Genomic DNA, 22617 nt, shown 5'->3' with positions numbered 1-22617 from the left:
GAGCGTCCGGATCAGTAGACCGATGCGCCGAAGTAGCTCAGCGCCTCAGTGGCGGGCTGGAAGAACGTCGTCCCGCCGGACGAGCAGTTGCCGCTGCCGCCGGAGGTGAGCCCGATCGCGTCCGAGCCGTCGAACAGCGGGCCGCCGCTGTCGCCGGGCTCGGCGCACACCGTCGTCTCGATCAGGCCGTTGACCGTGCCCTCGGCGTAGTTCACGGTCTGGTCCAGGGCGGTCACCTGGCCGTCGTGCACCTGGGTGGTGCTGCCACTGCGCTGGACGGTCTGGCCGACCGTCGCCTCGGCGGCGCCGGTGATGTCCTGGGTGTCGCCGTAGAGGCTGACGGTGCCCTGGGTGTCGGTGGGGGTGCTGGAGTACTTCACCAGACCGAAGTCGTTGTCCGGGAAGCTGCTTCCGGCGGTGTCCCCCAGCTTCTGGGAGCTACCCGAGTCGGCGTACCAGGTCGCGCCGATCTCGGTGCAGTGGCCGGCGGTGAGGAAGTAGTACTCGCTTCCCTTCTTGACGTTGAAGCCGAGCGAGCAGCGGCCACCGCCGGTGTAGATGGCCTCGCCCCCCGCGGTGAACGGGCGGAAGGTGCCCGCGACCTTCTTGGTGCGGATCGCGGCGCCCTGCTTGGCCGCCGCGGCCTTCACCTTGGACAGGCTCTTGCCCTTGACGCTGCTGTCCAGCGACAGCACCACCTGGTTGGCGGCCGGGTCGACGGCCCAGGCGGTGCCGGGCACGGTCGCGTCCCGCTTGAGCGCGGCCATGACCTTCTTCAGGTCGGCGCCGCTGCGGGCCACCGTCTTCGGTTCCGCGCCGGCGGCGCGCACGCTCTGCGCCGCGCCGGCGTCGGTGACCGTGACGACGAGCTTGCGGGTGGCCCGGTCGATGTAGGCGCCGGCGGTACGGGTCCCGAGGGTCCCGGCCAGGGAGCGCGCCACCTTGGCCTGGTCGGCCTGGGGGGTGGGGCCCGCCGGTCCGGCGGGGGCCCCGGTCGACGCATTCGCGCCGGCCGTGGCGATGAGGGTGGTCGCCATGAGGCCGGCCGCCGTCCCGATGACGACGGTTCCGCGGATGCGGGCGTGGCGGATCTTCACTGAGCCTCCAGAGGGGAGCGGGTGCGCCCGAGTGGCGCACCGGAGGTCACCGACATCGTGGAAGACCGCCAAGTCCCGTGAAAGGCCGGAATGTGCTTAATCCGCCCCTTGTGCGTTGGCAGATTGGGTGCGGGAGACTGGTCGGATTTCGGGGATGATGCCCCCTTTGGCCGGATTATCATTGCCTGATAAGTCCGGTATCGCCCTGAACGGGCCTCCCCGGAACCCCTCCTCCGTCGTAAAGTCGGAGGCGGCGGGGGCCGGACGTAAGACGCGGACCCTCCGCCCCCGGTTCCCCTGGGGAGTCTCCATGGGTGTCGAGATCCGGGTGGAAGGGCTCAGAAAGTCGTTCGGCCGACAGGTCATCTGGGAGGACGTGAGCCTCACGATCCCCGCCGGAGAGATATCCGCCCTGCTGGGGCCATCCGGAACGGGAAAATCGGTCTTCCTGAAGAACCTGGTCGGACTGCTCCGCCCCGATCGGGGTCACGTCTATGTCGGCGGCGGCGACGTGCCGCGGCTGAACGAAAACGATCTTTATGCGCTGCGCCGAAAGTTCGGCGTGCTGTTCCAGGACGGCGCGCTGTTCGGCTCGCTGAACATCTTCGACAACATCGCCTTCCCGCTGCGCGAGCACACCAGGAAGCGCGAGTCGGAGATCCGCCGGATCGTCGAAGAGAAGATGGAGATGGTCGGCCTGACCGGCGCCGGCGGCAAGCTCCCCGGTGAGATCTCCGGCGGGATGAAGAAGCGCGCCGGCCTCGCCCGCGCCCTGGTCCTGGACCCCGAGGTGATCCTCGCCGACGAGCCCGACTCCGGCCTGGACCCGGTCCGTACCGCCTACCTCAACCAGCTCTTCGTGGACCTCAACGCCGAGCTCGGCGCCACCTTCCTGATCGTCACCCACGACATCGGCACCGCCCGGGTGCTGCCCGACAACCTCGGGCTGCTGTTCCGCCGCGGGCTGGTCATGTTCGGACCGCGGGAGATGATCCTGTCTAGCACCCACCCGGCGGTCAACCAGTTCTTCAACGCCCGCCGCCAGGGCCCGATCGGGATGGCCGAGGAGAAGGACGCGGCCCAGATCGAGGACGAGGGGGCGGCGCCGCCCGCCCTGCCGGCCCCGATCCAGCCGCAGCTCATGCCGAGCGACGGGCGGGTGCGGCCGAGCATGCGGCGGCCGGGCGAATGGCTGCGCGACCACCGGGTCAAGGCGCCGCCCGGCTCGTTCATCGACAACGAGGGCCGCGACTGGCTCACTGGCTGGGACGGGCTCACCGCCGCGCACCAGCGCCCGCAGTGACCACGACCGCCCCCCGGCCCGGCGCCCGACGGGCCGGGGGCGCGAAGATGATCCGGTGACATTGCTGCTGAACCGTTCCGACCTCGAGTCCGTCCTCGACCCGGCGCGGTGCCTGGAGGCGCTGCGCCGGGGCTTCACCGCCGAGCCGGGGGAGGTACCGGCGCGCCGGGTCATCGTCCCGCTGCCGGGGCCGGGGACCGCCACCACGCTGATCCCCGGGCTCGTCGAGGGCGTCCCCGCGTACACCGTGAAGGTGAACGCCAAGTTCCCCGGGAGCCGTCCCGCGCTGCGGGGCGTCGTCGCCCTCCACGACCTCGGCACCGGCGAGACCCTCGCGCTGCTCGACTCCGCGACCGTCACCGCGTGGCGCACCGGCCTGGCCGCCGCGCTCGGCACCCACGCGCTGGCCCGCGGCGACGCGGCCACGGTCGCGGTCGTCGGCGCGGGCGCGCAGGCCGAGCTGGTGCTGCGCGGGCTGGCCGCGCTCCGGCCCGTCCGCGCGCTCACCGTGTCCGACCTGGACGAGGACCGCGCCGCGGCCTTCGCCGGACGGCACGGCGCCCGCCTCGGCATCGCCGCGGCCACCGAGGCCGACCCCCGCGCCGCCGTCCGGGACGCCGGGATCGTCATCACCGCCACCTGGGCGCGCGACCCCCTCCTGCACGCGGCCGACGTGGCGCCGGGCGCGCACGTCACCTCGCTCGGCGCCGACGAGCCCGGCAAGGCCGAACTCGGCGCCGACCTGCTCGCGGGCGCCCGCGTCGTGGTCGACGACGTCGCCCTCGCCACCGAGATGGGCGTCCTGGCCGGCGCCGGGCCGGACGCCGCGCGCGCCGCCGGCACCCTGGGCGCGGTGCTGCGCGGCGAGGCGCCCGGACGGGCGGCGGACGGCGAGGTCACCGTCTACGCGCCGGTCGGCCTGCCCTGGCAGGACCTGGCGCTCGGCTGGACGGCCTACCAGGCGGCCCGGGAGGCCGGCCGGGGGACCGACTACGACTTCCTTGATTGAAACACGTTCTACTTGTGTCTAGGCTGGCCGGACCCGGCGCAGGGAGGCACAGTGGTCCTGGAGCGGTTCCGAGTCGACGGCAAGGTCGCGGTGGTCACCGGGGCGGGCCGCGGGATCGCCGGGTCGCGGGCCGCGGCTACCTCGCCTACGGCAGCGCCAAGGCGGCCCTCGCGCACTACACCCGCCTCGCCGCGCTCGACCTGGCCCCCAAGGTGCGGATCAACGCCGTCGCCGTCGGATCGGTCGCCACCTCGGCGCTCGACATCGTGACGTCCAGCGACGAGCTGCGCACCCGGATGGAGGCTGCGACGCCGCTCGGCCGCATCGGCGAGCCCGAGGACGTCGCCGCCGCGGTCGTCTACCTGGCCTCCCCGGCGTCCGCCTACGTGACCGGCACCCTCCTGCGCGTGGACGGCGGCATCGACACCCCCAACCTCGACCTCGGCATGGAGGACCTGTGACGTACCGCGTCGTCCAGTGGAGCACGGGCAACGTCGGCCGCAACGCCATCGCGGGGATCGACGCGCACCCGGGCCTCGAGCTCGCCGGCGTCTGGGTGTCCAACCCGGCCAAGGCGGGCCGGGACGCCGGCGAGCTCGCCGGGCTCGGCCCCCTCGGCGTCGCCGCCACCACCGACGGGGCCGCCCTCCTGGCGCTGCGTCCCGACTGCGTCGTCTACACCGCGATGGCCGACGTCCGTATCTTCGAGGCGATCGACGACCTGTGCCGCATCCTGCGGTCCGGCGCGAACGTGGTCTCCAGCAGCCCGGTCTTCCTCCAGTTCCCGGACGGCGTCGTCCCGCCCGAGATGGCAGACCCCGTCCGGCGGGCGGCGGCGGAGGGCGGCGCGTCGGTGTTCGTCAACGGCATCGACCCCGGCTTCGCCAACGACGTGCTGCCGCTCGCCCTCACCGGCATCAGCGAACGCGTCGACGAGGTCCGCTGCCTGGAGATCCTCAACTACGCCACCTACGACCAGGCCACGGTCCTGTTCGACATCATGGGCTTCGGCCGCGCCCTCACCGAGACCCCGATGCTTCTCCAGCCCGGCGTCCTGACGATGGCCTGGGGCAGCGTCGTCCGGCAGCTCGCCGCCGGACTCGGCGTCGCGCTCGACGAGGTCACCGAGCACCACACCCGCCTCCCCGCGCCCGAGACGTTCCAGGTCGCGTCCGGCACCATCGAGGAGGGCACCGCCGCCGCGCTCCGCTTCGAGGTCGCCGGCATGCTGGACGGCCGCGCCGTGGTCGTCCTGGAGCACGTCACCCGCCTCCGCGACGACCTCGCGCCCGACTGGCCCCAGCCCGCCGGCGCCGGCTGCTACCGCGTGGTGGTGAAGGGCGAGCCCGACTACACCCTCGACCTCCAGCTCCTCGGCGGCGACGGCGACCACAACACCGCGGGCCTCAAGGCCACCGCGATGCGCCTGGTCAACGCCGTCCCGGCCGTCGTGGAGGCGCCGCCCGGCCTCCTCACCGCGCTGGACCTGCCCCTCATCCCGGGCCGGGGCCTCCTCCGTTAGGCGGTGTTTCGAAGCCCGGCCGGGCTCCGCCGGCCGCTCGGGTCAGAGCCCCTCGCGGTGGGCCATCGCGGCGGCCTGGGTGCGGCTGGAGGCGCCGAGCTTGGCCAGGATGTTGGAGACGTGGACGCTGGCGGTCTTGGGGGAGATGAACAGGGCCGCCGCGATCTGCTTGTTGTTGCCGCCCTCGGCGACGAGCTTGAGCACCTCGCGCTCGCGGACGGTCAGCGCGGCGAACGGGCCGGGCCGCGGCGCGGGCCGCGCGGAGCCGAGACGGGCGCGGGTGCCGAGAGCGCGCAGCGCCCCGAGCAGCGGGACGGCGCCGAGCCGCTCGGCGGTGGCGACGGCGGCGGCCCACTCGGCGGCGGCCTCGTCGCGCTCGCCCCGCTCGGCCAGCGCCTCGGCGAGGCGCCAGCGGGACCGCGCGACCTCGTAGACGAAGCCGTCGCCGCCGTAGGTGAAGGCGCCGGTGGCCTTCCGCCACAGGTCCGGGTCATGGACGCCGCGGACGCGGCGGTGCTCGGCCTCGGCGCGGGCGAGCCAGGCGTGCCCCTCCAGGCCGAGCCACGCGCGGGGCCGGTCGTCGTGGGTGGTGACCGCGACCTTGCGGGCGCGCTCGATCAGGACGTCCGAGGCGGCGGCGGCCTCGGCGACGGCGGCGCCGTCCCCGGCCGCGCGGGCCCGGGCGGCCCGCTCGGCGTGCGCCCACAGGCCGGTCGTCGCGATTCTGATGACCCCGGTCTCGTAGGGGTAGAGCATGTTGAGGACGGCGGTCACATGCGCGAGCGCCGCGTCCGGGTCGTCCCGCCACAGGGCCTGCTCGGCGGCGAGGCCGCGGGCGACGAAGGCCAGGAACTGGTCGTCGGCCCACAGCGGCTCGATCCAGCGGAGCCGCTCGTCGGCCGTGCCGCTGCCCTGGGCGACCTCCACGAACAGCGCGTACGCCGACACCTGCGCCTCGGGCGGCCGGACGACCTGCGCGCCGAAGTCGTCAGCCAGCTCGGTCGCCCGCGCCCAGTCGCCGGTCGTGTAGTGGACCAGGTACTGAAGGCAGCGGAGTGTGGTGCCGAACGAGCTCCAGCCGAGGCCGTTGCGCAGCGTCAGCCGGACGCCCTCGTCGGCCGCGCGCGCCGCACCGGCCAGGTCGCCGCGGTCGAAGACGGTGCGGGCGCAGTGGAAGGAGGCGCGCAGGGCCACCGGATGGTTCTCGTCGGCGAGGGCGAGGTCGCGGGCCTTGGCGAAGAGCCGGGCCACGCCGCCGTCCGGTCCGGAGCGGAGCGAGGATCCCCCGGGTGAGGGCTCGTCGGCCTCGCGGGACTCGCGGTAGATGCCGAGGGTGACCAGCGCGCTGGCCTCGGCGTCCCTGGCCCCGGCGGCGCGGGCGGCGGCGATGGTCTGCTCGGCGAATCCGGGGAGTTCGCTGTCGTCGTCCCGGATCAGCAGGGTGCGGGCATAGGTCGCCATCGCGGCGGCCCGCTCCAGCGTCGGCGGGTCGGCCGGGAGCATGGTGACGGCGGCGCGGGCCATCTCGATCGCCTCGGTGTCCTCGTCGATGTCGCCGAGGGCGGTGGCCAGGTGCTCGCGGATCTGGACGCCGAGCCGGACGTCGGCGGGATCGGCGGCCTCCAGCAGCCGGCGCAGCCGCGAGACGCCGCGCCGGATCTCGCCCGCGCGCTCGTACGCGCGGACGGCGGCGAGGGAGAACCGCATCCGGTCGGTCCCGGCGACCTCCTCGGGGCCCTGGACCGCGTCCCACAGCGACAGTGCGCGGTCGAAGTGCTCGTGGGCCTCGGCGGGCGCGCCGACCCGTTCGGCCTCGCGCCCGGCCCGCACGGACGCGGCGAACGCGGCGGGCAGGTCGTGCGCGGCGAGGCTGTGGTGGGCCAGCTCGGCGGCCGAGCCCTGCCGCCCGCCGGGCATCGCGGCCAGCAGCCGCGCGAAGTCGGCGTGCAGCCGGGTGCGCTCGCCGGGCAGGAGGTCGGCGTAGACGGCCTCGCGGAGCAGGGCGTGCCGGAAGGTGTAGCCGACCGCGCCGTGCGGCGAGAGGAGCTGGTGGGAGACGACCTCGCGGAGCGCCTCGCCGACCGCGGCCTCGTCCAGCCCCGACACCTGCCGGACGAGCTCGTCGTCGATGCGGCGCCCGGCGACGGCGGCGACCCGCACGACCCGCTGGGCGTTCTCGGAGAGCCGCTCCATCCGGGACAGCAGCAGGTCGGCGAGCCCCGCGGGCAGCTCCTCTCCGCTGCTCGCGGCCGAGTAGAGCTCGCCCGCATAGAACGGGTTGCCCTCCGAGCGCAGGTGGACCCGTTCGATCTCCTCGGCGGACGGCGCGGCGCCGGAGCCGAGGGCGGTCAGGTACTCGGCGGTCTCGCCCGGTCTGAACGGCCGGACCTCGACGGCGGACACGTTCGGCAGCCGCAGCAACTCGGCGACCAGCGGGCGCAGCGGATGCCGCCGGTGCAGGTCGTCGGTGCGGTACGTGCCGATCAGGCAGACCCGCTCGCGTTGCAGGACGCGGCTGAGGAACGTCAGCAGGTGCCGGGTGGAGCTGTCGGCCCAGTGCAGGTCCTCCAGCACCAGCAGCACCGGCCGCTGCCGTCCGAGCTCGCCGAGCAGCCCGAGCACGGCGCCGAAGAGCTGCTGCTGCCCGAGCTCGGACGCGCCGCCGGGGACGCCGTCGCCGTCGGGCAGGAGGCGGCCGAGCACCGGGCGGGAGGCCAGCGCGGCCCGGATCGCCTCCGATTCCGGCGGGGCGGGCTCGGACGCGCCGCGGGCGGCGGTCCACAGCGCGTCGGTGAGCGGCAGGTAGGGCATGCTCTCGCCGAGCTGGGCGCACTGCCCGACCAGGACGGCGCAGTCGCGGTCCCGCGCGGCCCGGCACAACGCGCCGACCAGGTGCGTCTTGCCGACCCCGGCGTCCCCGCCGACCAGGACGACCCCGGCGCTGCCCGCCGCGGCCCGGTCGAGCGCGGCGGTGAGCTCGCCGAGTTCGGCGGCCCTGCCGATCAGCACGGGGCGCCTCCGGAGGGCGCGCCGTCGTCCTGCCACTGGATCATGTTGCACATTATCCCACCTGGCGTGGGAGCTCAGAATTGCCCGTTCTGCCTGGTCCGGCGGGTGACGTGATGCGGAGCACGTCGAACGGTCCGTCCCCCTGCCGCCGCCGGCGCCGCGGCGCCCGTGAAGAACGCGGGCCCCCGATCCTCGGGGGATCGGGGGCCCGCGTTTCGGAGGGGGTCACGCCGTGGCGGCGGCCTTCTCCGCCTCCGTACTCCCGCCGTCCCCGGCGCTCTCGGCGGTGCCGGCGTCCTCGGCGTCCGGCTCGACCACCGGCCGGGGGAGCACCTGGGCGTACTCGCGCAGCGTCTCGGCGGCGATCCGGCTCCACGAGTAGCGGGACCGGGCGCGGTCGGCCGCGGCGATCGAGTAGCCCTTGAGCGTGGTCTGCTCGGCGAGCAGCCGGCGCAGCTCGCGGCCGATCACGACCGGGCGGCCCGCCGGGACGTGCAGTCCGGTGATCTTGTCCAGGACGGCGTCGGTGTTCCCGCCGGCCTTGACCGCGACCACCGGGACGCCGCACGCCATCGCCTCCAGCGGCACCATCGCGGACGGCCGGTGCGGGGCGAGGCACAGCGCCAGCCGGGCGGTGCGCAGCAGCTTGGGCAGCGACCGGCGGGGCACCCGGCCGAGGAAGATCACCCGGTCCGCGACGTGCAGCTCCTTGGCCAGCAGGATCAGCCGGTGCACCACCGGGTCGTTCTCCAGCTCCTCGCGCTCCGGGCCGCCCGCCACCGTCAGCTCGGCGTCCGGGACGTGCACCAGGGCGCGGATGCCGGTGGCGACGTCGCCGGCCTCCAGGTCGCGGCAGACCATCACCATCCGGTCCCGGTCGCCGCGCGGCATCGCCGGGCCGGTCTGCGCGAACTGCTCGCCGTCCACCCCGTACGGGACGACGGCGATCTTCGTGCGCGGCACGCCCAGCCGCACCGTCTGGCCGGCCTCCTCGGCGTGGCCCGCCAGCACGGCGGCCGAGCCGGTCCCGATCGCCTTCTCCAGCCGGGCCCGCGCGGGGTGCACGGCGCCGCCGGAGCGGCGCTCGCCGATCGCGAGGCCGTGGTTGCTCTGCACGAACGGGATGTCGAGCTCGCGGGCGACGGCGCAGGCCGCCAGCCCCGCCACCCAGCCGTGCGCGTGGACGATGTCGGGGCGTCCGGAGCCGGACCAGCGGCGGCGCAGCCCGTCGGCGAAGTCGCGGACGTGGTCGAGGGTCTCGGCCTCGCCGAGGGGACGCGCCGGGCCCGCCTCGATGTGGTGGAGCGAGGCGCCCGGCCCGATCCGCGACCGGGTGCGGGCGGCGCCGTCCTGCCGGCGCGCGCAGACGGTGACGTGGTTGCCGGGCTCGTCCTCGCGGGCCGGGCGGGCCAGGGCCAGCGCGAGCTCCCGGACGTGGACGGCGTCGACACGCTCACCGTCGAAATCGGCGGTGGACACGAGGGAGATGTTCAAGGGGTGCGACATGACGAGACCTCCGGGTCGACACGAGGGAAGACTGGAGGTATCTGCGTCTTAGACACCTGCTCGCCCCATGGTCTGTCCGCCAGGCGCCTCCGCGAAACCCCGGAACGCGTCCCATCCGCGCGACCCCTGGTCAGAGACGGGAACCGTGACGGGTGTCACCACGTCTGACGTGGATGCGTCCTCTGCGTCCTGCCCTCGCGCTCGGCTGCCTCGCGGCCGTCGCCCTCACCGCGGCCTGCGGCTCCGGCGGGCCGGAGGTGCGCGTCGCGCGCGCAGACCCGGCCCCGGTCCGCGCCGCCGATCCGCGCACCGCCGCCCGCGCCGACACCGCGTTCGGCCTGGACCTCCTCGCAGCCTGGTGCGCGCGGGACCCCGCCGCGAACCTGGTGCTGTCGCCGAGCAGCATCGCCGGCGGCCTCGGCATGGCCTACCTGGGCGCGCGCGGCGCGACCGCGAAGGCGATGGCCGCCGGGCTGCACCTGCCGGACGGCGACCCGCTGCCCGCGCTGCACGCCCGCGCCCAGGCGCTCGCGACGCTGAACGGCGAGAAGACCACGGTGAGGACCACCGACCAGGTCTGGTCCGACCTCGCCCTCCCGCCCGACGGCGGCTACCTCTCGCGGGTGGCCACCGGCTACGGCGCCGTGCTGAAGCGGCTCGACATCCAGGGCGACCCCGACGGCGCCCGCCGCGCCGTCAACGAGGCGATCGAGACGTCCACCGCGGGCCAGATCCCCGACCTGCTGCCGCAGGGCTCGGTGACCCGGGACACCGGCTGGCTGCTCACCGATGCGGTCTACCTCAAGGCGCGGTGGGCCGACGAGTTCAAGCGCTCGCACACGAGCCCCGCGCGCTTCACGACCGCGGCCGGGCAGGCGGTCCGGACGCCGACGATGAGCCGGGAGGCGTCGTTCGGCTACGCGCACGTCCAGGGCTGGACGGCCGTCGACCTCCCCTACGCCGGCGGACGGCTCAGCATGACCGCCCTGATGCCCGACCCCGCCGCGACTCCCGGTTCCGCCGCGACCTCCGGCTGCCCGCGCCTCGACGCGTCCACACTCGGCCGGGTGACCGGCGCGCTGCGGCCCGCGCGCGTCGATCTGGCGCTGCCCAAGGTCAGGCTGCGTTCCCGGCAGAACCTCCAGCCCCTGCTCAGCGGGCTGGGGATGGGCGTGATGTTCTCCGGCGGCGCCGACTTCACCGGCATCTCGCCAAAGGCGGCGCGGGTCGCGTTCGTCCAGCACGCCGCGACCCTGCTGGTCGACGAGAGGGGCACCGAGGCCGCCGCCGCGACCGCGACCGGGGTGCAGGCGGGCGCGGCGCCCCCGCGGGCGGCGCTCGAGGTCGTCTTCGACCGTCCCCACCTGCTGCTCGTCCGCGACACCCGGACCGGTGAGCCGCTGTTCCTCGCCCGCGTCGCCGACCCGTCCAGGACCTGACCCGCTGCTAGGTTCGGGACATGGACGTCGGTGACGTGGTGGACGACTTCGAACTTTCGGACGAGACGGGCGAGCCGCGCACGCTGAGCGGGCTGCTGGAGGACGGGCCGGTGGTGCTCTTCTTCTACCCGGCCGCGATGACCCCCGGCTGCACCGCCGAGGCGTGCCACTTCCGCGACCTGGTCGCCGAGCTCGCCGAGGTCGGCGCGCACCCGGTCGGGATCAGCGCGGACGCGGTGGGCAGGCAGAAGGAGTTCGCCGACAAGCACGGCTTCGGGTACCCGCTGCTGTCGGACCCGGGCGGCGCGGTCCGGGCCCGCTTCGGGGTCAAGCGCGGGTTCGCGCTCGCGCCCACCCGGCGCCAGACCTTCGTCATCGGCACCGACCGCCGCGTGCTGGAGATCGTCAAGAGCGAGGTCCGGATGAACGCGCACGCGGACCGCGCCCTGGCGGCGCTCCGCGGCGCCGGGGCCTGAGACCGGGGCGGCGTCCGGCCGGTGTTTCCAAGCCCGGCCCGGTGTCCTCGCCTGGCGGCTCGGACGCCGACCTGGCTTGGGCGAGCGCGGCATCGCTTCGCGATCTGGCCGGTCGGGCTCGCCTCCGGCTTCGCCCCACCGGCCAGGTGGCGCGCTCGCGCGACGGCTGAGGCACTTTGAGACACGCCTAGCCCGCTTCGCCCGGCCCGTTGGGCTCGTCCGGCCCGTTGGCCTCGCCCGGCCCGTTGGGCTCGTCCGGCTCGTCAGGTTCGGGCGCCGGGACGATCGGCAGCACGATCGCCGACGCCCGGCCGGGCTCGTGGAAGATCTCCTGGGCCGCGATCCGCATCTCGGTCGCGGTGCCGATCGGCTCGCCGGTGCCGGTGTTGCGGGCCACCCGCGGGTAGGCGCCGCTCGCGACCTGCACCCGCACCCGGTTGCCGCGCTTGAACCGGTGGCCCGCGGGCCACAGCTCCACCGCCACCCGCCGCACCCCGTCCGCGTCCGGCTCGGGCGCGCCGGGGAGCAGCCGCCGCATCCCCTCGCAGAGGTTGTACGACTCGCCGCCGGGCGTCACCTCGCACAGCCGCACCACGAAGTCGGTGTGCGAGCGGTCGGACCGGACGAACAGCTCGGCCGCGACCGGCCCGATGATCTCCATGTCGTCGTCCAGCTCGGCGGAGGTGTAGGTCAGCACGTCCTGCCGGCGCTCCAGCCGCCGCTGGTCGGCCACCGGATGGTTCTCGCCGAGCAGCGTGGGCCCGCCGAGGAACGGCGTCGGGTGCGTCGGGTCGTACCGGTAGGCGTCGGGCTCGGACGCGGGCGGCTCGCCGGGGGCCAGCGCGCCGCCGGGCTGGAGGTGCCACCGCTGCTCCCGCATGCCCGGGACGGGCCAGTCGGGGAACTCGCGCCACTCGTCCGCACCGGTGATGAGCAGCCGCACCGGCTGCTCGCGCAGGTCCGACGGGTCGTCGAGCAGGTGCGCGCGGAACCAGGTCACGGCCTCGCCGACCGAGTCGCGCATCATCCGCTGGTCGGCGTGGAACCACGGGCCGATGGTCAGGTACGGGCGGTGCCCGGCGGCGCGCAGCGCGGCGTAGTCCTTGAGCTGCCAGGGCAGGAAGATGTCGTACCAGCCGCCGGTCATGTTCACCGGCGCCCGCACCCGCGCCACCGTCGGGCTGAAGTCGCGCTTGTCCCAGAACGGGGTGTCGGGCCCGCTGACCAGCAGATCCTGGAAGAACCGCTGCTGCTCGCCGGTCGCGAGCCGGTCGAGCTCGCCGAGCGGCCGGCCCGACAGCGCGGCGCGGCGGGCCCGGCGCGGCGACATGATCCCGGTGGTGATCCCCGACAGCGGGTTCTTCATCCGGGCGGTGAGGTCGACCCAGATCAGCGTCGACTCCAGCGCGAAGGTGCCGCCGACGTTGATGGCCTCGCGGAACTGCGACGCGGTGACCTGCATCGACAGCGCCTTCAGTGCGGGTCCGGCCTCGGCGGCCACCGCCCACTGCACGTAGCCGAGGTAGCTCGGGCCGTGCATGGCGAAGGTGCCGCCGAACCACGGCTGCTCCTTGAGCCAGGCGATCGTGGCGAGCCCGTCCTCGTGCTCGTCGAGGGGCTCGAACACCCCGCCCGAGCCGAAGCCGCCGCGCACGCTCTGCACCACGGCCTGGAAGCCGTGCGAGGCGAACGTCTGCCCGCACATCAGCCCGAACGGCCCGCGCCGCCCGTACGGGGAGCGGACCAGGACGGTCGGGGGCCGCTCGACGTCGACGGGCGCGTGCCGGTCGGCGAGCAGCACCACCCCGTCGGAGGCCGGCACCTCCAGGTCGCGCTCGACCGTCACCCGGTGGGGGCCGTTCCGCAGTCCCAGCGCCGTGGCCCCCCAACGGCGCATCATGCCGACGCCTACCACCTGATCGATCGTAACGGGCGGCGCCGGCGGTCCGTCGGTCCGGGCACCCCCGGTATTCCCGGACGGGGCACGGCGGGGCCGGGCGTTCACTACGATCGGGCGATATTCGGACCAGTGGTGCACGGCTAACAATTGCCGCATACCCCATTTTTGCTACATACACCTACATTACGGGCGGCCGGACCGGCGCCCGGAGGGAGCGATCCACACCATGCCCGAGTCGGCGGAGCGCGCGGCGCGAGGGGTCTCATGAGAGATCAGGTGACCTGGTCGGAGATCCTGGCCGCGGTCGTGGTCATGCTGGTCGCGCTCGCCCTGGCGGTCGTCCTGCGGGTGCTGACGGGCCGGCTCTTCCGGCGGGCCGGCGACACCCGGTGGGCCTGGGACGACCTGGCCGCCCGGCTGATCCGCGACCTGGCGGTGCCGGTGGCGATCATCGGCGGCGCCTGGATCACCGCCAACGTGCTGCCGATGAAGTCCGGCACCCGGCACGCCACCGCGCAGGCGCTGACCGCCGCGACCATCCTCATCGTCTCGCTGGCGCTGGCCCGCCTCATCGCCGGGATCGTCACCTCGGTCGCGCTCGCCCGGCAGGGCATGGCGTCCAGCGTCACGATCTTCGCCAACATCACCCGGGTGGTGGTGCTCGGCGTCGGCATCCTGGTGATGCTCCAGAGCCTCGGGGTGTCGATCACGCCGCTGCTCGGCGCCCTCGGCGTCGGCGGCCTCGCGGTCGCGCTGGCGCTCCAGGACACCCTTGCCAACCTGTTCGCCGGTGTGCACGTGCTGGCGTCCAAGACCATCGAGCCCGGCGACTACATCCGGCTGAGCAGCGGGCAGGAGGGCTACGTCGTCGACATCAACTGGCGCAACACCTCGATCCGCACCCTGTCGGACAACATCGAGGTGATCCCGAACCAGCGGTTCTCCGACACGATCCTGACCAACTACCACCGGCCCGCGCAGGACATGTCGCTGCTGCTCCAGGCGAGCGTCTCCTACGAGGCCGACCTGGCCGTGGTCGAGCGGATCGCCATCGAGGTCGGCGAGGAGGTGATGGCCGACGTCAAGGGCGGGGTGAAGGAGGCCGAGATCCTGGTGCGCTTCCACACCTTCGGCGAATCGGCGATCAACTTCACCACGATCCTGCGGACCGGCGAGTTCGGCGACCAGTTCCGCATCAAGCACGAGTTCGTCAAGCGCCTGCACCGCCGCTTCCGCGAGGAGGGGCTGGAGGTGCCCTACCCCCGCCGCAAGGTCGTCCTGGACGGCGGTCAGACCCTCGTGGCGGCCACCGGCGGCCCGCCGCCGGCCGGCTGACGCCACGGGCGAGCCGGTCGGGGCCGCGGCGGCCTCGACCGGCTCAGCCGCCGCTCACCCGATGAAGCGGACGTCGGGATGGCGCGGGGACGGACGGTCGAGCAGACGTCCGGGCCGTCCCCGCAGGTGCCGGTCGAAGAACGCGGTGGTGTAGGCGCGCTGCGCCGCGACCATCCGGCCCGGGTCGACGGTGCCGATGAGGCCCTCGCGGTCCCCGGCGGGGATGCCGAGCCGCCGCGCGAGGCCCGGGAGGTACGCCTGGAGGTCGGTGTAGGAGTAGTGGGAGGCGCGCGGGACGTTGAGATCGCGCTTCCATCCGGCCGAGCGGTCCCAGAGCGATCCCCAGGACGGGCTGGTCAGGTGCGTCTGCGGGCTGCCGCCGGTCGCCGCGCCCATCAGCATGAACGGGCGGTCCAGCCCCTCGCGCGCGGCCTGGACGAGGTCGCCCTCGGCGTACTGCATGGTGCCGTCCATGTCGATGCCCGCGTCCACCCGCCGGTCGAGCCGCATGGCCTCGGCGGCCTGGATGCCTCCGGCGGAGTGCCCGGCCATGCCGACCGCCGACAGGCTGAGCGTCCGGCCGAGGCCGCGCGGGAGCGTCCGCCCCTCGGCGTCGGGGTTGGCGCCGCCGCGCAGCGCGGCGAGCCGGTCCAGGACGAACCGGGTGTCCTGGACCCGCGCCGCCAAGGCGGTGCGGAGCCGCTGCGGGCCCGATTCCGGCAGCCTCTGCCCCTCGACCCGCCCGCCGGGGAACTCCACCGGGGCCGTCTCGTAGGTGTGGTCCATCGTCACCACCACGTAGCCGCGGCTGACCAGCTCCTCGGCCATGGAGGTCCCCAGCGCGCGGGGCACGCCGAACCCGGGGGAGTAGAGCACCACGGGCCGTGCCCCCTGCCGCGCGTCCACCGGCGCGGACTCGCCCGCGTGGGTGCGGGCGCCCGCCCAGTCGACCTGGCCGGGCTTGAAGACCCCGAGCGCGCCGGCCGCGTCGACCGCCCTAGCGGCTCCCGGCCGCAGGTACGGCGCGACGCGCCACGCACCGCCCGGTCGCGCGCCGCCTGATGGCGCACCGCCCCGCCGGGCCGGATACCAGACGCTGACCATGAGCTCCCGGGTCTTCCCGGCGACCCACGGATCGGGGCGTCCCTTGTCGACGAGGTGCAGCTCGGTGGTGCCGACGGCCTGACCGCCGGTCGGAGCGGGCAGCGAGAAGCCCGCCGGGGCGGCCCGTCCCGCGGCCGTCCTGACCGCGGGCTCGGCGGAACCGCATGCGGCGAGCCCGAGCGGGAGCACGGCCGCGGCGGCGAGGGCGGCCGTGCGCGGACGGCAGGGGTTGTTGGTCGATCGCATCCCCCGACCCTGCCGGCCCGGGCCGGGCCGCGGCCATGGACGAACGGCCCCGGCCGTACCCGACCTTGGTCAGGGGCGGACGATCGGCATCAGGATCTCGTCGACCACCGACTCGAGGTAGGCGGCGTCGATCGGGGAGCCGTCGGTGAGCGAGTGGTAGACGATCACCGCGGGCCCGACGTCGGCCACCCGCCGGGCCACCGTCCCGCTCAGTGCCCGTCCCGCCTGGCGGCCTCGGCCGCCTCGAACCAGGCGAGGAACTCCTCGTTGCCGAACATCCGGGCGGTGTCGGCCGCCGACGGCGTCCCGGCCCCCGGGTCGGCGCCGGCGTCGAGCAGGGCCCGCACCACCTCGGGCTCCTTCTTGAACACGGCACCGGCCAGGGGGCGCTGCCCCCGGTCGTTCGCCCGCTCGGGGTCGGCGCCCCGCCCGGCGAGGGCCCGCACGGTGCCGGCGTGGCCGTGGTAGGCGGCCAGCATGAGCAGCGTGTCGCCCTTGTCGTTGGAGAGGTTCGCCGGCACCCCGGCGTCGACGTACGCGCTCAGCCGCTCGGTCTCGCCCCGGCGGGCCAGGTCGAACAGCCGCGTCGCGAACTCCTCCAGCTCAGGATCGGCCTCGGTCATGAACCGCACCCTACTGCGGGCGTCCCTCGTCAGCGGGCCAGGCGTCCCGGTCCATGGTGTCGAGGACGAGCGCGCCGATGTTCCAGGCGTCGTCGACACCGCTGTGGTGCCGTTCCTCCAGCGGCAGCCCGGCGTGCTGGAGCGCGCCGTCCATGCCGAGCCTGCGCGCTCCCAGATCGGGGTGCGCGGCGGAGTAGGCCGCCTTGGCGTTGGTGTGCCGGCTCCCGAACGGGTAGCGGACCCGGGCGGTGCCGCACTGCCGCTCGAACTGCTTGCGGTCGTAGTCGCCCCAGCTCGCCCACGCCCGCGAGTGCGCGCGATGCTCGCGCTCCAGCAGGGCGCACGCCTCGGCGAAGCCGATCCCGGTGTCGACCTCCTCCTGGGTGAGCCCGGTGAGCTCGGTGCAGAACGCGCTGACGGTGGACTGCGCGGGCCGGACGAGGATCCGGTGGCGCTCGGTCCGCTCGCGGGTCCGCAGGTCGACCACGCACAGGCCGATCTCGATGATCTCGCTGACCTGCCCCGGCCCGTACGGCTTGTGCTGCCAGCAGGTGGCCTCGATGTCGATCACGTTGAGCAGGCGCCCGTGCGTTTCCATGCCGGGACGATACCGACCTTCCGGGCCGCCCCTCAATCGGGTTTCCGGGCGCCGCCCGTTACTCCCCGCGCCGCGGCGCGTAGGAGTCCACGTACTGCTGCCCGGACAGCTCCTGGATGGCGTGCATGATCTGGTCGGTGGCCTTGCGGGCCGTGGCCTGGGTCGTCCGCTCGCCGGGCTTGGCGCGCAGCGAGAGGAAGTCCATGGGGGCGCCGATCCGGACGCTGAGCCGTCCGGGACGCGGGACCGTCCGGCCGGGCGGCTGCACCCGGTCGGTCCCCTCGATCGCGGCGGGCACCACGGGCGCACCGGTCCGCAGCGCCAGCCTCGCCACGCCGGTGCGGCCCCGGTAGAGCCGCCCGTCGGGGGAGCGCGTGCCCTCCGGGTGGATGGCGAACACCTGGCCGCGTTCCAGTACCTCCGCCGAGGCGTCCATGGCGGCGAGCGCCGCGCGCCCGCCCGAGCGGTCGACCGCGATCGCGCCGACGCCGCGGAAGAAGGCCGCCTGGACCCGGCCCCGGATCCCCGGCTGGGTGAAGTACTCGTTCTTGCCGAGGAAGAACACCTGCCGGGGCACCATCAGCGGCAGCAGGAACGAGTCGCAGACCGCCAGGTGGTTGGCCGCCAGGATCACCGGCCCGCTCCGCGGGAGGTGCTCCAGGCCCTCGATCCGCGGCCGGAACGCCACGTGCATCGCGGGGCCGAGCACGACGTGCTTCATGAGCGGGTAGATCAGGCGATCAGCGTCCATGCCGGGAGGTTATGGTCCGCGTCCGCGCGAGCACCGTCGGTGCGCGATACAAGATGGTGCCGCAGAATTTGTCGACAAGAACTCTTGACAGACTTTATCGCTCTCAACCGAGTCGTGCACCACTCGATAAGGCCACGTCGGGTCTCTCGGACGCCGCCGCGAGCAGGCCCACCAGGTCCGCCCCTGCTCCAACGCGACCCGGGCAACGTCCCGGTCGAGTTCTTCGTTGAGTAGGCCCGCCGACCGGCCGCCGCACGCACGGGAGGCCCGTGCGGGGACGCATCACGTCCCCGCACGGGCCGGCCGGACGTCAGACGCCGAACGCCGTCGCGTAGCGGATGGTGCCGGAGGGCACCGGGCGCGCGGGGTCGAAGACGAGCGCCATCATGTTCTCGTCGGGGACCTCGAACGGCGGCCGGATGCCGTGGCCCGAGGCCGGGGTGAAGCCGAAGCGCGGGTAGTACTCGGCGTGGCCGAGGACGACGACCAGGTTCTCGTCCCGTTCTCGGGCGGCCCGCAGGGCGGCGCGGATGGCGGCCGAACCCGCGCCCTGCCTCTGGTGGCCGGGCCGGACGGCGCACGGCCCCAGGGCCAGGGCGGGGACGTCTCCGACATGGCACCGGGTGAGCAGTGCGAATCCGGCGATGGTCCCGTCGGGGGCCTGAGCGACCCAGGACAGGCCGGGAAGCCACGCCGCCGGGTCGGCGCGCAGGGCCTCGACCAGGTCGGCCTCCTCGGCGGTGGGGAAGGCGGCGAGGTTGACGTCGCGGATCGCGGCGACGTCGCCGCCGGACTCGGTGCGGGTCGTCCAGACGCTGTTCATGGTGGTGTGCGATTCCGTTTCGGTGTCAGAGGAGGAAGGGGTCTGCGGTCCGTCGTTCACGATTGCTTGTCCCGGAGCCTGTAGGTCGCGCGCAGATGACTGGTGATGGCCTTCTGCCGGTTGACGCGTTCGTCGCGCAGCCGGGAATCGGTGCGCGACGCCGCCCAGTCGTTCTCGCGTTGCAGCTTGCGGAAGCTGGCCAGCCGGCGCTCGGCCAGCTCCCCCGCCCGGATGGCGTCCTGGACCGCGCAACCGGGCTCGGTGTTGTGGCCGCAGTCGCTGAAGCGGCAGTCCTCGGCGAGGTGTTCGATCTCGGCGAAGACCTGCGCCAGGCCGTCGGCGGCGTCGTGGAGGCCGATCCCGCGTAGGCCGGGGGTGTCGATGAGCACGCCGCCGCCGGGAAGGAGGAGCAGTTCGCGATGGACGGTGGTGTGGCGGCCCTTGCCGTCCTGCGCCCGGACCGCGCCGGTGGCGAGGACCTCGTCGCCGAGCAGGACGTTGCCCAGGGCGGACTTGCCCGCCCCGGAGGGCCCGAGCAGGACCGTGGTCCCGCTCAGCAGCGCGGTCAGGACGTCCATGTTCTGACCGGTGACCGCGCTGGTGGTCACGATCTCCACGCCCGGGGCCAGTTCGCCGACCTCGCTGTGGACGCCGGCGGTATCGGCCGCCAGGTCCGCTTTGGTCAGGACGACCACCGGCTGGGCGCCGCTGTCCCAGGCCAGGGCCAGCAGCCGTTCCACCCGGCCGCGGTTCAGCGGGACGGCCAGGGAGACGGCGACGACGACGGTGTCGACGTTGGCGGCGAGCACCTGCCCATGGGAGGACCGCGAGGCGGAGGACCGCACGATCGCGCCGCGGCGCGGCAGCAGCGCCACCAGTCCCGGATCGGGTGACGGGCTCAGCGCGGCCCAGTCGCCGGTGCAGGGCGCGAGCAGCGGATCGGCGTACCGCGACCGTGATATGCGGGCCCGGACCAGACCGTTCTCGGTGACCGCCTCGCACCGGCCGAGGTCCACGCGGGCGATCCGGGCCGGCGTCAGGCCGGCCCCGCGGTGCTCAGCGAAGGCGCTGTCGAGCGCTTCGGTCCATCCGTACCTGGACAGGCCGCCATCGGCCGGGAAGGAGAAATCGGTGAAGGGAGAATGCACGTGAGACACCTTGTGGGAAAGGGCCCCGACGAGACGCGGACCCCACCCCGCCTCGCGAGCCGGACGGCACGCGGCGAGGGGGAGGGAAGTGGGTCAGACCGGGGCCCGGGACGTGAGGATCACCTGGGCGCTGCACACGGCAGCGGTCTTCACCGCGGTCATCAACCTCACCTCCCTCTCAACTCGGTCCTCCGATATCAACACAGGGAGAGTACCACGTACCTGGCAGGCGAAGGCCGGTCGCCACTTCGCCGCAGCGGCCTCGTCCGCCGGCCTCAGCCTCCGGAGGACGCGACCGCCGCCGCGCGCTGCGAGCGGATCACCTTGCGGACGGCCGGGGCGGCCGGCCCCGAGCGCGCCGTCAGCTCCTCGATGCGGCGCTTGTGCCGGCGCCGGTCGCTCCCGGGCAGGACGGTCTTCAGCTCGCCCGCGGCGGCCAGCGCGACCGCCGCCGCGTCGTAGCTGTTCACGTGGGCGACCGGCCGCCCGCGCAGGGCGGACGAGGCGCCGCCCCACAGCTCCTTCACCACGCGCGTGTCGCGGACGGTCACCCGGGTCGAGGGGAACAGCCCGAGCACCCGGCGCCGCCGGACCCGGATCCAGCCGCCGCGCTCCAGCTCCGCGCGCACCGTGCCGACGATCGCGCGGTTGTCCTTGCGGACCCAGTACTGCCAGGACCGGGGCCGCGACCCCGAGATCTGCGCCAGTACCCCGTACGGGTCGTCGCCGGGCGTGCCCGGCACCGGCCTGCGCCGCTCCTCGGCCAGCCGCCCGTCGAGGTAGAGCTCGGTCAGCGCCGCGGCGCGCAGCACGTACCCGAGCCGCCCGCCGGACCCGGCCATCCGCTGCTTGTTCACGTCGTACGCCAGGAGGAACATCCTCGCCGGCAGCGAGTCGGGAATCTCGACCATGACCTAATCCTCGCTCTTCTTCCCGTCGGAGGACGGGCCCTCTCCGGGGCCGTCTCCGGTGCCGTTCCGAGGGCCGTCACCGGAGCCGTCACCCGCCGGGGGTTCCGCCGATTCCTTGGACGGCCGTCCGGGCCGCCGCATCCGTCCCGCCGTGCCGGGCATCCGCCCGGCCTCGGCCAGCGCGCCGCGCAGCAGGAACTCGATCTGGGCGTTGGTGCTGCGCAGCTCGTCCCCCGCCCAGCGGGCCAGCGCGTCGTGCACCGCAGGGTCGAGCCGCAGCAGGATCTTCTTGCGTTCGGAGGCCACGGGTCAGGGGGTCACTGGTAGAGCGTGCCGGTGTTGACCACCGGCTGGGCGTCCCGGTCGGCGCACAGCACCACCAGCAGGTTGCTGACCATGGCGGCCTTGCGCTCCTCGTCGAGGTCGACCACGTTCTGCTCGTCGAGCCGCGCGAGGGCCAGCTGCACCATGCCGACCGCCCCCTCGACGATCCGCTGCCGGGCCGCGACCACCGCGCCGGCCTGCTGGCGGCGCAGCATCGCCTGGGCGATCTCCGGCGCGTAGGCCAGCCGGGTGATCCGCGATTCGACGATGGTGACGCCGGCCGACTCCACCCGCAGCGACAGCTCCCGCGACAGCATCGCGGTGATCTCGTCGGCGTTGTCGCGCAGCGAGATCCGGTCGGCGGCGTCGTAGGGGAAGCTGCCCGCGATGTGCCGGACGGCCGCCTCGGTCTGGAAGGCGACGAACTCCACGAAGTCGTCCACCTCGAAGACCGCCCGCGCGGTGTCCTCGACCTGCCAGACCACCACGGCGGAGATCTCGATCGGGTTGCCGTCCAGGTCGTTGACCTTGGCGTGCCCGGTCTCGTGGTTGCGGATCCGGGTGGAGACCCGGCGCCGCTCGGTGATCGGGTTGACCCAGCGCAGCCCGTCGGTCCGCACCGTCCCGGCGTAGCGGCCGAGCACCTGGAGCACCCGGGCCTCGTTCGGCGCCACCGGGGTGAGCCCGGCGGCCAGCACCGCGCCGGCGATGATCAGCAGCACGCCGGCCACCAGCCCGCCCACGAGCCCGGCGCCGCCGGCGACCGCGCCGACCGCGATCGCCGCCGCGCCGAGCACGATCAGTGCCAGGGCCACGCCCAGCATCGGCCAGCCGCCGAGGTCCCGGCCGGGACGCTCGGAGATCTTCGGCCGGGGCATCCGCACGTCCACCGCGGGATTCATGTTCGGTTCGGTCATCCTGCCCTCCTCGGGTATGGCATCAATCTAGCAAAGTGATATCACTTTGCCAAGACGCCCTTCCCGAAGAGGACGGGATGACCGGACGAAGGGGACTCAGGCGTAGAGGGAGAGGGTCTCGGCGACGCACGCGGCCCGCCGCTCGCCCTCCACTTCGACCTTCACCCGCACCGTCGCCAGCTTCCCCGCGGGGGAGTTCTTCAGGTCGATCAGCTCGGCGCCGCCGCGGATCGTCGCCCCGGCCTTCACCGGGCCGGGGAAGCGGACCTTGTTGAGCCCGACGTTGACCGCCATCGTCAGCCCCTCGATCCAGAAGATCTCCTGCATGAACACCGTGACCAGCGACAGCGTCAGGTAGCCGTGCGCGATCGTCCCGCCGAACGGGCCCTCGCCGGCCGCCCGCCCAGGGTCCACGTGGATCCACTGGTGGTCGTCGGTGGCGTCGGCGAACAGGCCGATCCGGTCCTGGGTGACCTGCCGCCAAGGGGAGTGGCCAAGGTGCTCGCCCTTGGCCGCGGCGAACGCGTCGAGGTTTTCGAAAGATCTCACGGACCGATGCTCCCGGCCGCCCGTTCC

General features: G+C 74.1%; 22 protein-coding genes. 7 read left to right on the top strand and 15 right to left on the bottom strand.

The window, feature by feature from the left end:
• Positions 1-11 precede the first annotated feature (11 nt).
• Positions 12-1097: a S1 family peptidase gene (locus QP090_RS20680; RefSeq protein ID WP_285940758.1), complete on the bottom strand. Its 1086-nt coding sequence runs from the start codon at positions 1095-1097 to the stop codon at positions 12-14.
• A 310-nt stretch (positions 1098-1407) separates the two neighbouring features.
• On the opposite strand from QP090_RS20680, the gene QP090_RS20675 reads away from it, so the two are divergent.
• From QP090_RS20675 to QP090_RS20660, 4 genes are read left to right on the top strand one after another with little or no spacing between them, the layout of a single operon-like run.
• Complete coding sequence (locus QP090_RS20675) at positions 1408-2400, top strand: ABC transporter ATP-binding protein (protein ID WP_285940757.1); 993 nt, start codon at positions 1408-1410, stop codon at positions 2398-2400.
• A gap of 55 nt (positions 2401-2455) precedes the next feature.
• Complete coding sequence (locus tag QP090_RS20670) at positions 2456-3409, top strand: ornithine cyclodeaminase family protein (protein ID WP_285940756.1); 954 nt, start codon at positions 2456-2458, stop codon at positions 3407-3409.
• Between the two features lie 14 nt (positions 3410-3423).
• A complete protein-coding gene (locus QP090_RS20665) occupies positions 3424-3870 on the top strand; it encodes an SDR family oxidoreductase (RefSeq protein ID WP_285940755.1) in 447 nt (148 codons plus the stop codon).
• Positions 3867-4931 (top strand): NAD(P)H-dependent amine dehydrogenase family protein, encoded by a 1065-nt coding sequence (locus tag QP090_RS20660; protein WP_285940754.1) that lies wholly within the window; start codon positions 3867-3869, stop codon positions 4929-4931. Before QP090_RS20665 ends, QP090_RS20660 begins: the two co-directional genes overlap by 4 nt.
• A 42-nt stretch (positions 4932-4973) precedes the next feature.
• On the opposite strand, the gene QP090_RS20655 is transcribed toward QP090_RS20660, so the two are convergent.
• Positions 4974-7940: a helix-turn-helix transcriptional regulator gene (locus tag QP090_RS20655; RefSeq protein WP_285940753.1), complete on the bottom strand. Its 2967-nt coding sequence runs from the start codon at positions 7938-7940 to the stop codon at positions 4974-4976.
• Between the two features lie 225 nt (positions 7941-8165).
• A complete protein-coding gene (locus QP090_RS20650; RefSeq protein ID WP_285940752.1) occupies positions 8166-9446 on the bottom strand; it encodes a glycosyltransferase in 1281 nt (426 codons plus the stop codon).
• Positions 9447-9619: 173 nt separating this feature from the next.
• On the opposite strand from QP090_RS20650, the gene QP090_RS20645 reads away from it, so the two are divergent.
• Positions 9620-10885, top strand: a complete 1266-nt coding sequence (locus tag QP090_RS20645; RefSeq protein ID WP_285940751.1) for a serpin family protein — start codon at positions 9620-9622, stop codon at positions 10883-10885.
• A gap of 20 nt (positions 10886-10905) precedes the next feature.
• Positions 10906-11361 carry a peroxiredoxin gene (locus QP090_RS20640; RefSeq protein ID WP_285940750.1) on the top strand — a complete coding sequence of 152 codons (456 nt, stop codon included), beginning with the start codon at positions 10906-10908 and terminating at the stop codon, positions 11359-11361.
• A 187-nt stretch (positions 11362-11548) separates the two neighbouring features.
• On the opposite strand, the gene QP090_RS20635 is transcribed toward QP090_RS20640, so the two are convergent.
• Positions 11549-13261 carry a CocE/NonD family hydrolase gene (locus tag QP090_RS20635; protein ID WP_285940749.1) on the bottom strand — a complete coding sequence of 571 codons (1713 nt, stop codon included), beginning with the start codon at positions 13259-13261 and terminating at the stop codon, positions 11549-11551.
• A 264-nt stretch (positions 13262-13525) separates the two neighbouring features.
• Here QP090_RS20635 and QP090_RS20630 point away from each other — a divergent pair, with 264 nt between their 5' ends.
• On the top strand, positions 13526-14596 hold the full coding sequence (locus QP090_RS20630) for a mechanosensitive ion channel family protein (protein ID WP_285940748.1): 1071 nt from the start codon (positions 13526-13528) through the stop codon (positions 14594-14596).
• A 54-nt stretch (positions 14597-14650) separates the two neighbouring features.
• Here QP090_RS20630 and QP090_RS20625 read toward each other — a convergent pair whose 3' ends face one another.
• The 11 genes from QP090_RS20625 to QP090_RS20575 all read right to left on the bottom strand — a co-directional run bounded on the left by QP090_RS20625 (position 14651) and on the right by QP090_RS20575 (position 22590).
• Positions 14651-15946, bottom strand: a complete 1296-nt coding sequence (locus QP090_RS20625; RefSeq protein ID WP_285940747.1) for an alpha/beta hydrolase family protein — start codon at positions 15944-15946, stop codon at positions 14651-14653.
• Positions 15947-16015: 69 nt separating this feature from the next.
• Positions 16016-16147 (bottom strand): TetR family transcriptional regulator C-terminal domain-containing protein, encoded by a 132-nt coding sequence (locus QP090_RS20620; protein ID WP_285940746.1) that lies wholly within the window; start codon positions 16145-16147, stop codon positions 16016-16018.
• Positions 16148-16155: 8 nt separating this feature from the next.
• Positions 16156-16569: an ankyrin repeat domain-containing protein gene (locus QP090_RS20615; RefSeq protein WP_285940745.1), complete on the bottom strand. Its 414-nt coding sequence runs from the start codon at positions 16567-16569 to the stop codon at positions 16156-16158.
• Between the two features lie 10 nt (positions 16570-16579).
• The gene (locus QP090_RS20610; protein WP_285940744.1) at positions 16580-17167 is read right to left on the bottom strand and encodes a 3'-5' exonuclease; all 588 of its coding nucleotides are present in this window, start codon (positions 17165-17167) and stop codon (positions 16580-16582) included.
• Between the two features lie 58 nt (positions 17168-17225).
• Positions 17226-17918 (bottom strand): lysophospholipid acyltransferase family protein, encoded by a 693-nt coding sequence (locus QP090_RS20605; RefSeq protein WP_285940743.1) that lies wholly within the window; start codon positions 17916-17918, stop codon positions 17226-17228.
• Positions 17919-18228: 310 nt separating this feature from the next.
• Positions 18229-18741: a GNAT family N-acetyltransferase gene (locus QP090_RS20600; RefSeq protein WP_285940742.1), complete on the bottom strand. Its 513-nt coding sequence runs from the start codon at positions 18739-18741 to the stop codon at positions 18229-18231.
• Between the two features lie 56 nt (positions 18742-18797).
• Positions 18798-19889: a ribosome small subunit-dependent GTPase A gene (gene rsgA, locus QP090_RS20595; RefSeq protein ID WP_285940741.1), complete on the bottom strand. Its 1092-nt coding sequence runs from the start codon at positions 19887-19889 to the stop codon at positions 18798-18800.
• Between the two features lie 275 nt (positions 19890-20164).
• Positions 20165-20800 carry a GOLPH3/VPS74 family protein gene (locus QP090_RS20590; RefSeq protein ID WP_285940740.1) on the bottom strand — a complete coding sequence of 212 codons (636 nt, stop codon included), beginning with the start codon at positions 20798-20800 and terminating at the stop codon, positions 20165-20167.
• Positions 20801-20803: 3 nt separating this feature from the next.
• Positions 20804-21106 carry a type II toxin-antitoxin system antitoxin gene (locus QP090_RS20585; RefSeq protein WP_285940739.1) on the bottom strand — a complete coding sequence of 101 codons (303 nt, stop codon included), beginning with the start codon at positions 21104-21106 and terminating at the stop codon, positions 20804-20806.
• Positions 21107-21117: 11 nt separating this feature from the next.
• Positions 21118-22041 (bottom strand): SPFH domain-containing protein, encoded by a 924-nt coding sequence (locus QP090_RS20580; protein WP_285940738.1) that lies wholly within the window; start codon positions 22039-22041, stop codon positions 21118-21120.
• Between the two features lie 96 nt (positions 22042-22137).
• Positions 22138-22590, bottom strand: a complete 453-nt coding sequence (locus tag QP090_RS20575; RefSeq protein ID WP_285940737.1) for a MaoC family dehydratase — start codon at positions 22588-22590, stop codon at positions 22138-22140.
• Between the last annotated feature and the right edge of the window lie 27 nt (positions 22591-22617).

Source organism: Actinomadura xylanilytica, from assembly GCF_030283145.1.
Taxonomy (GTDB): domain Bacteria; phylum Actinomycetota; class Actinomycetes; order Streptosporangiales; family Streptosporangiaceae; genus Spirillospora; species Spirillospora xylanilytica.
This window is presented reverse-complemented; position numbering and strand designations above follow the sequence as displayed.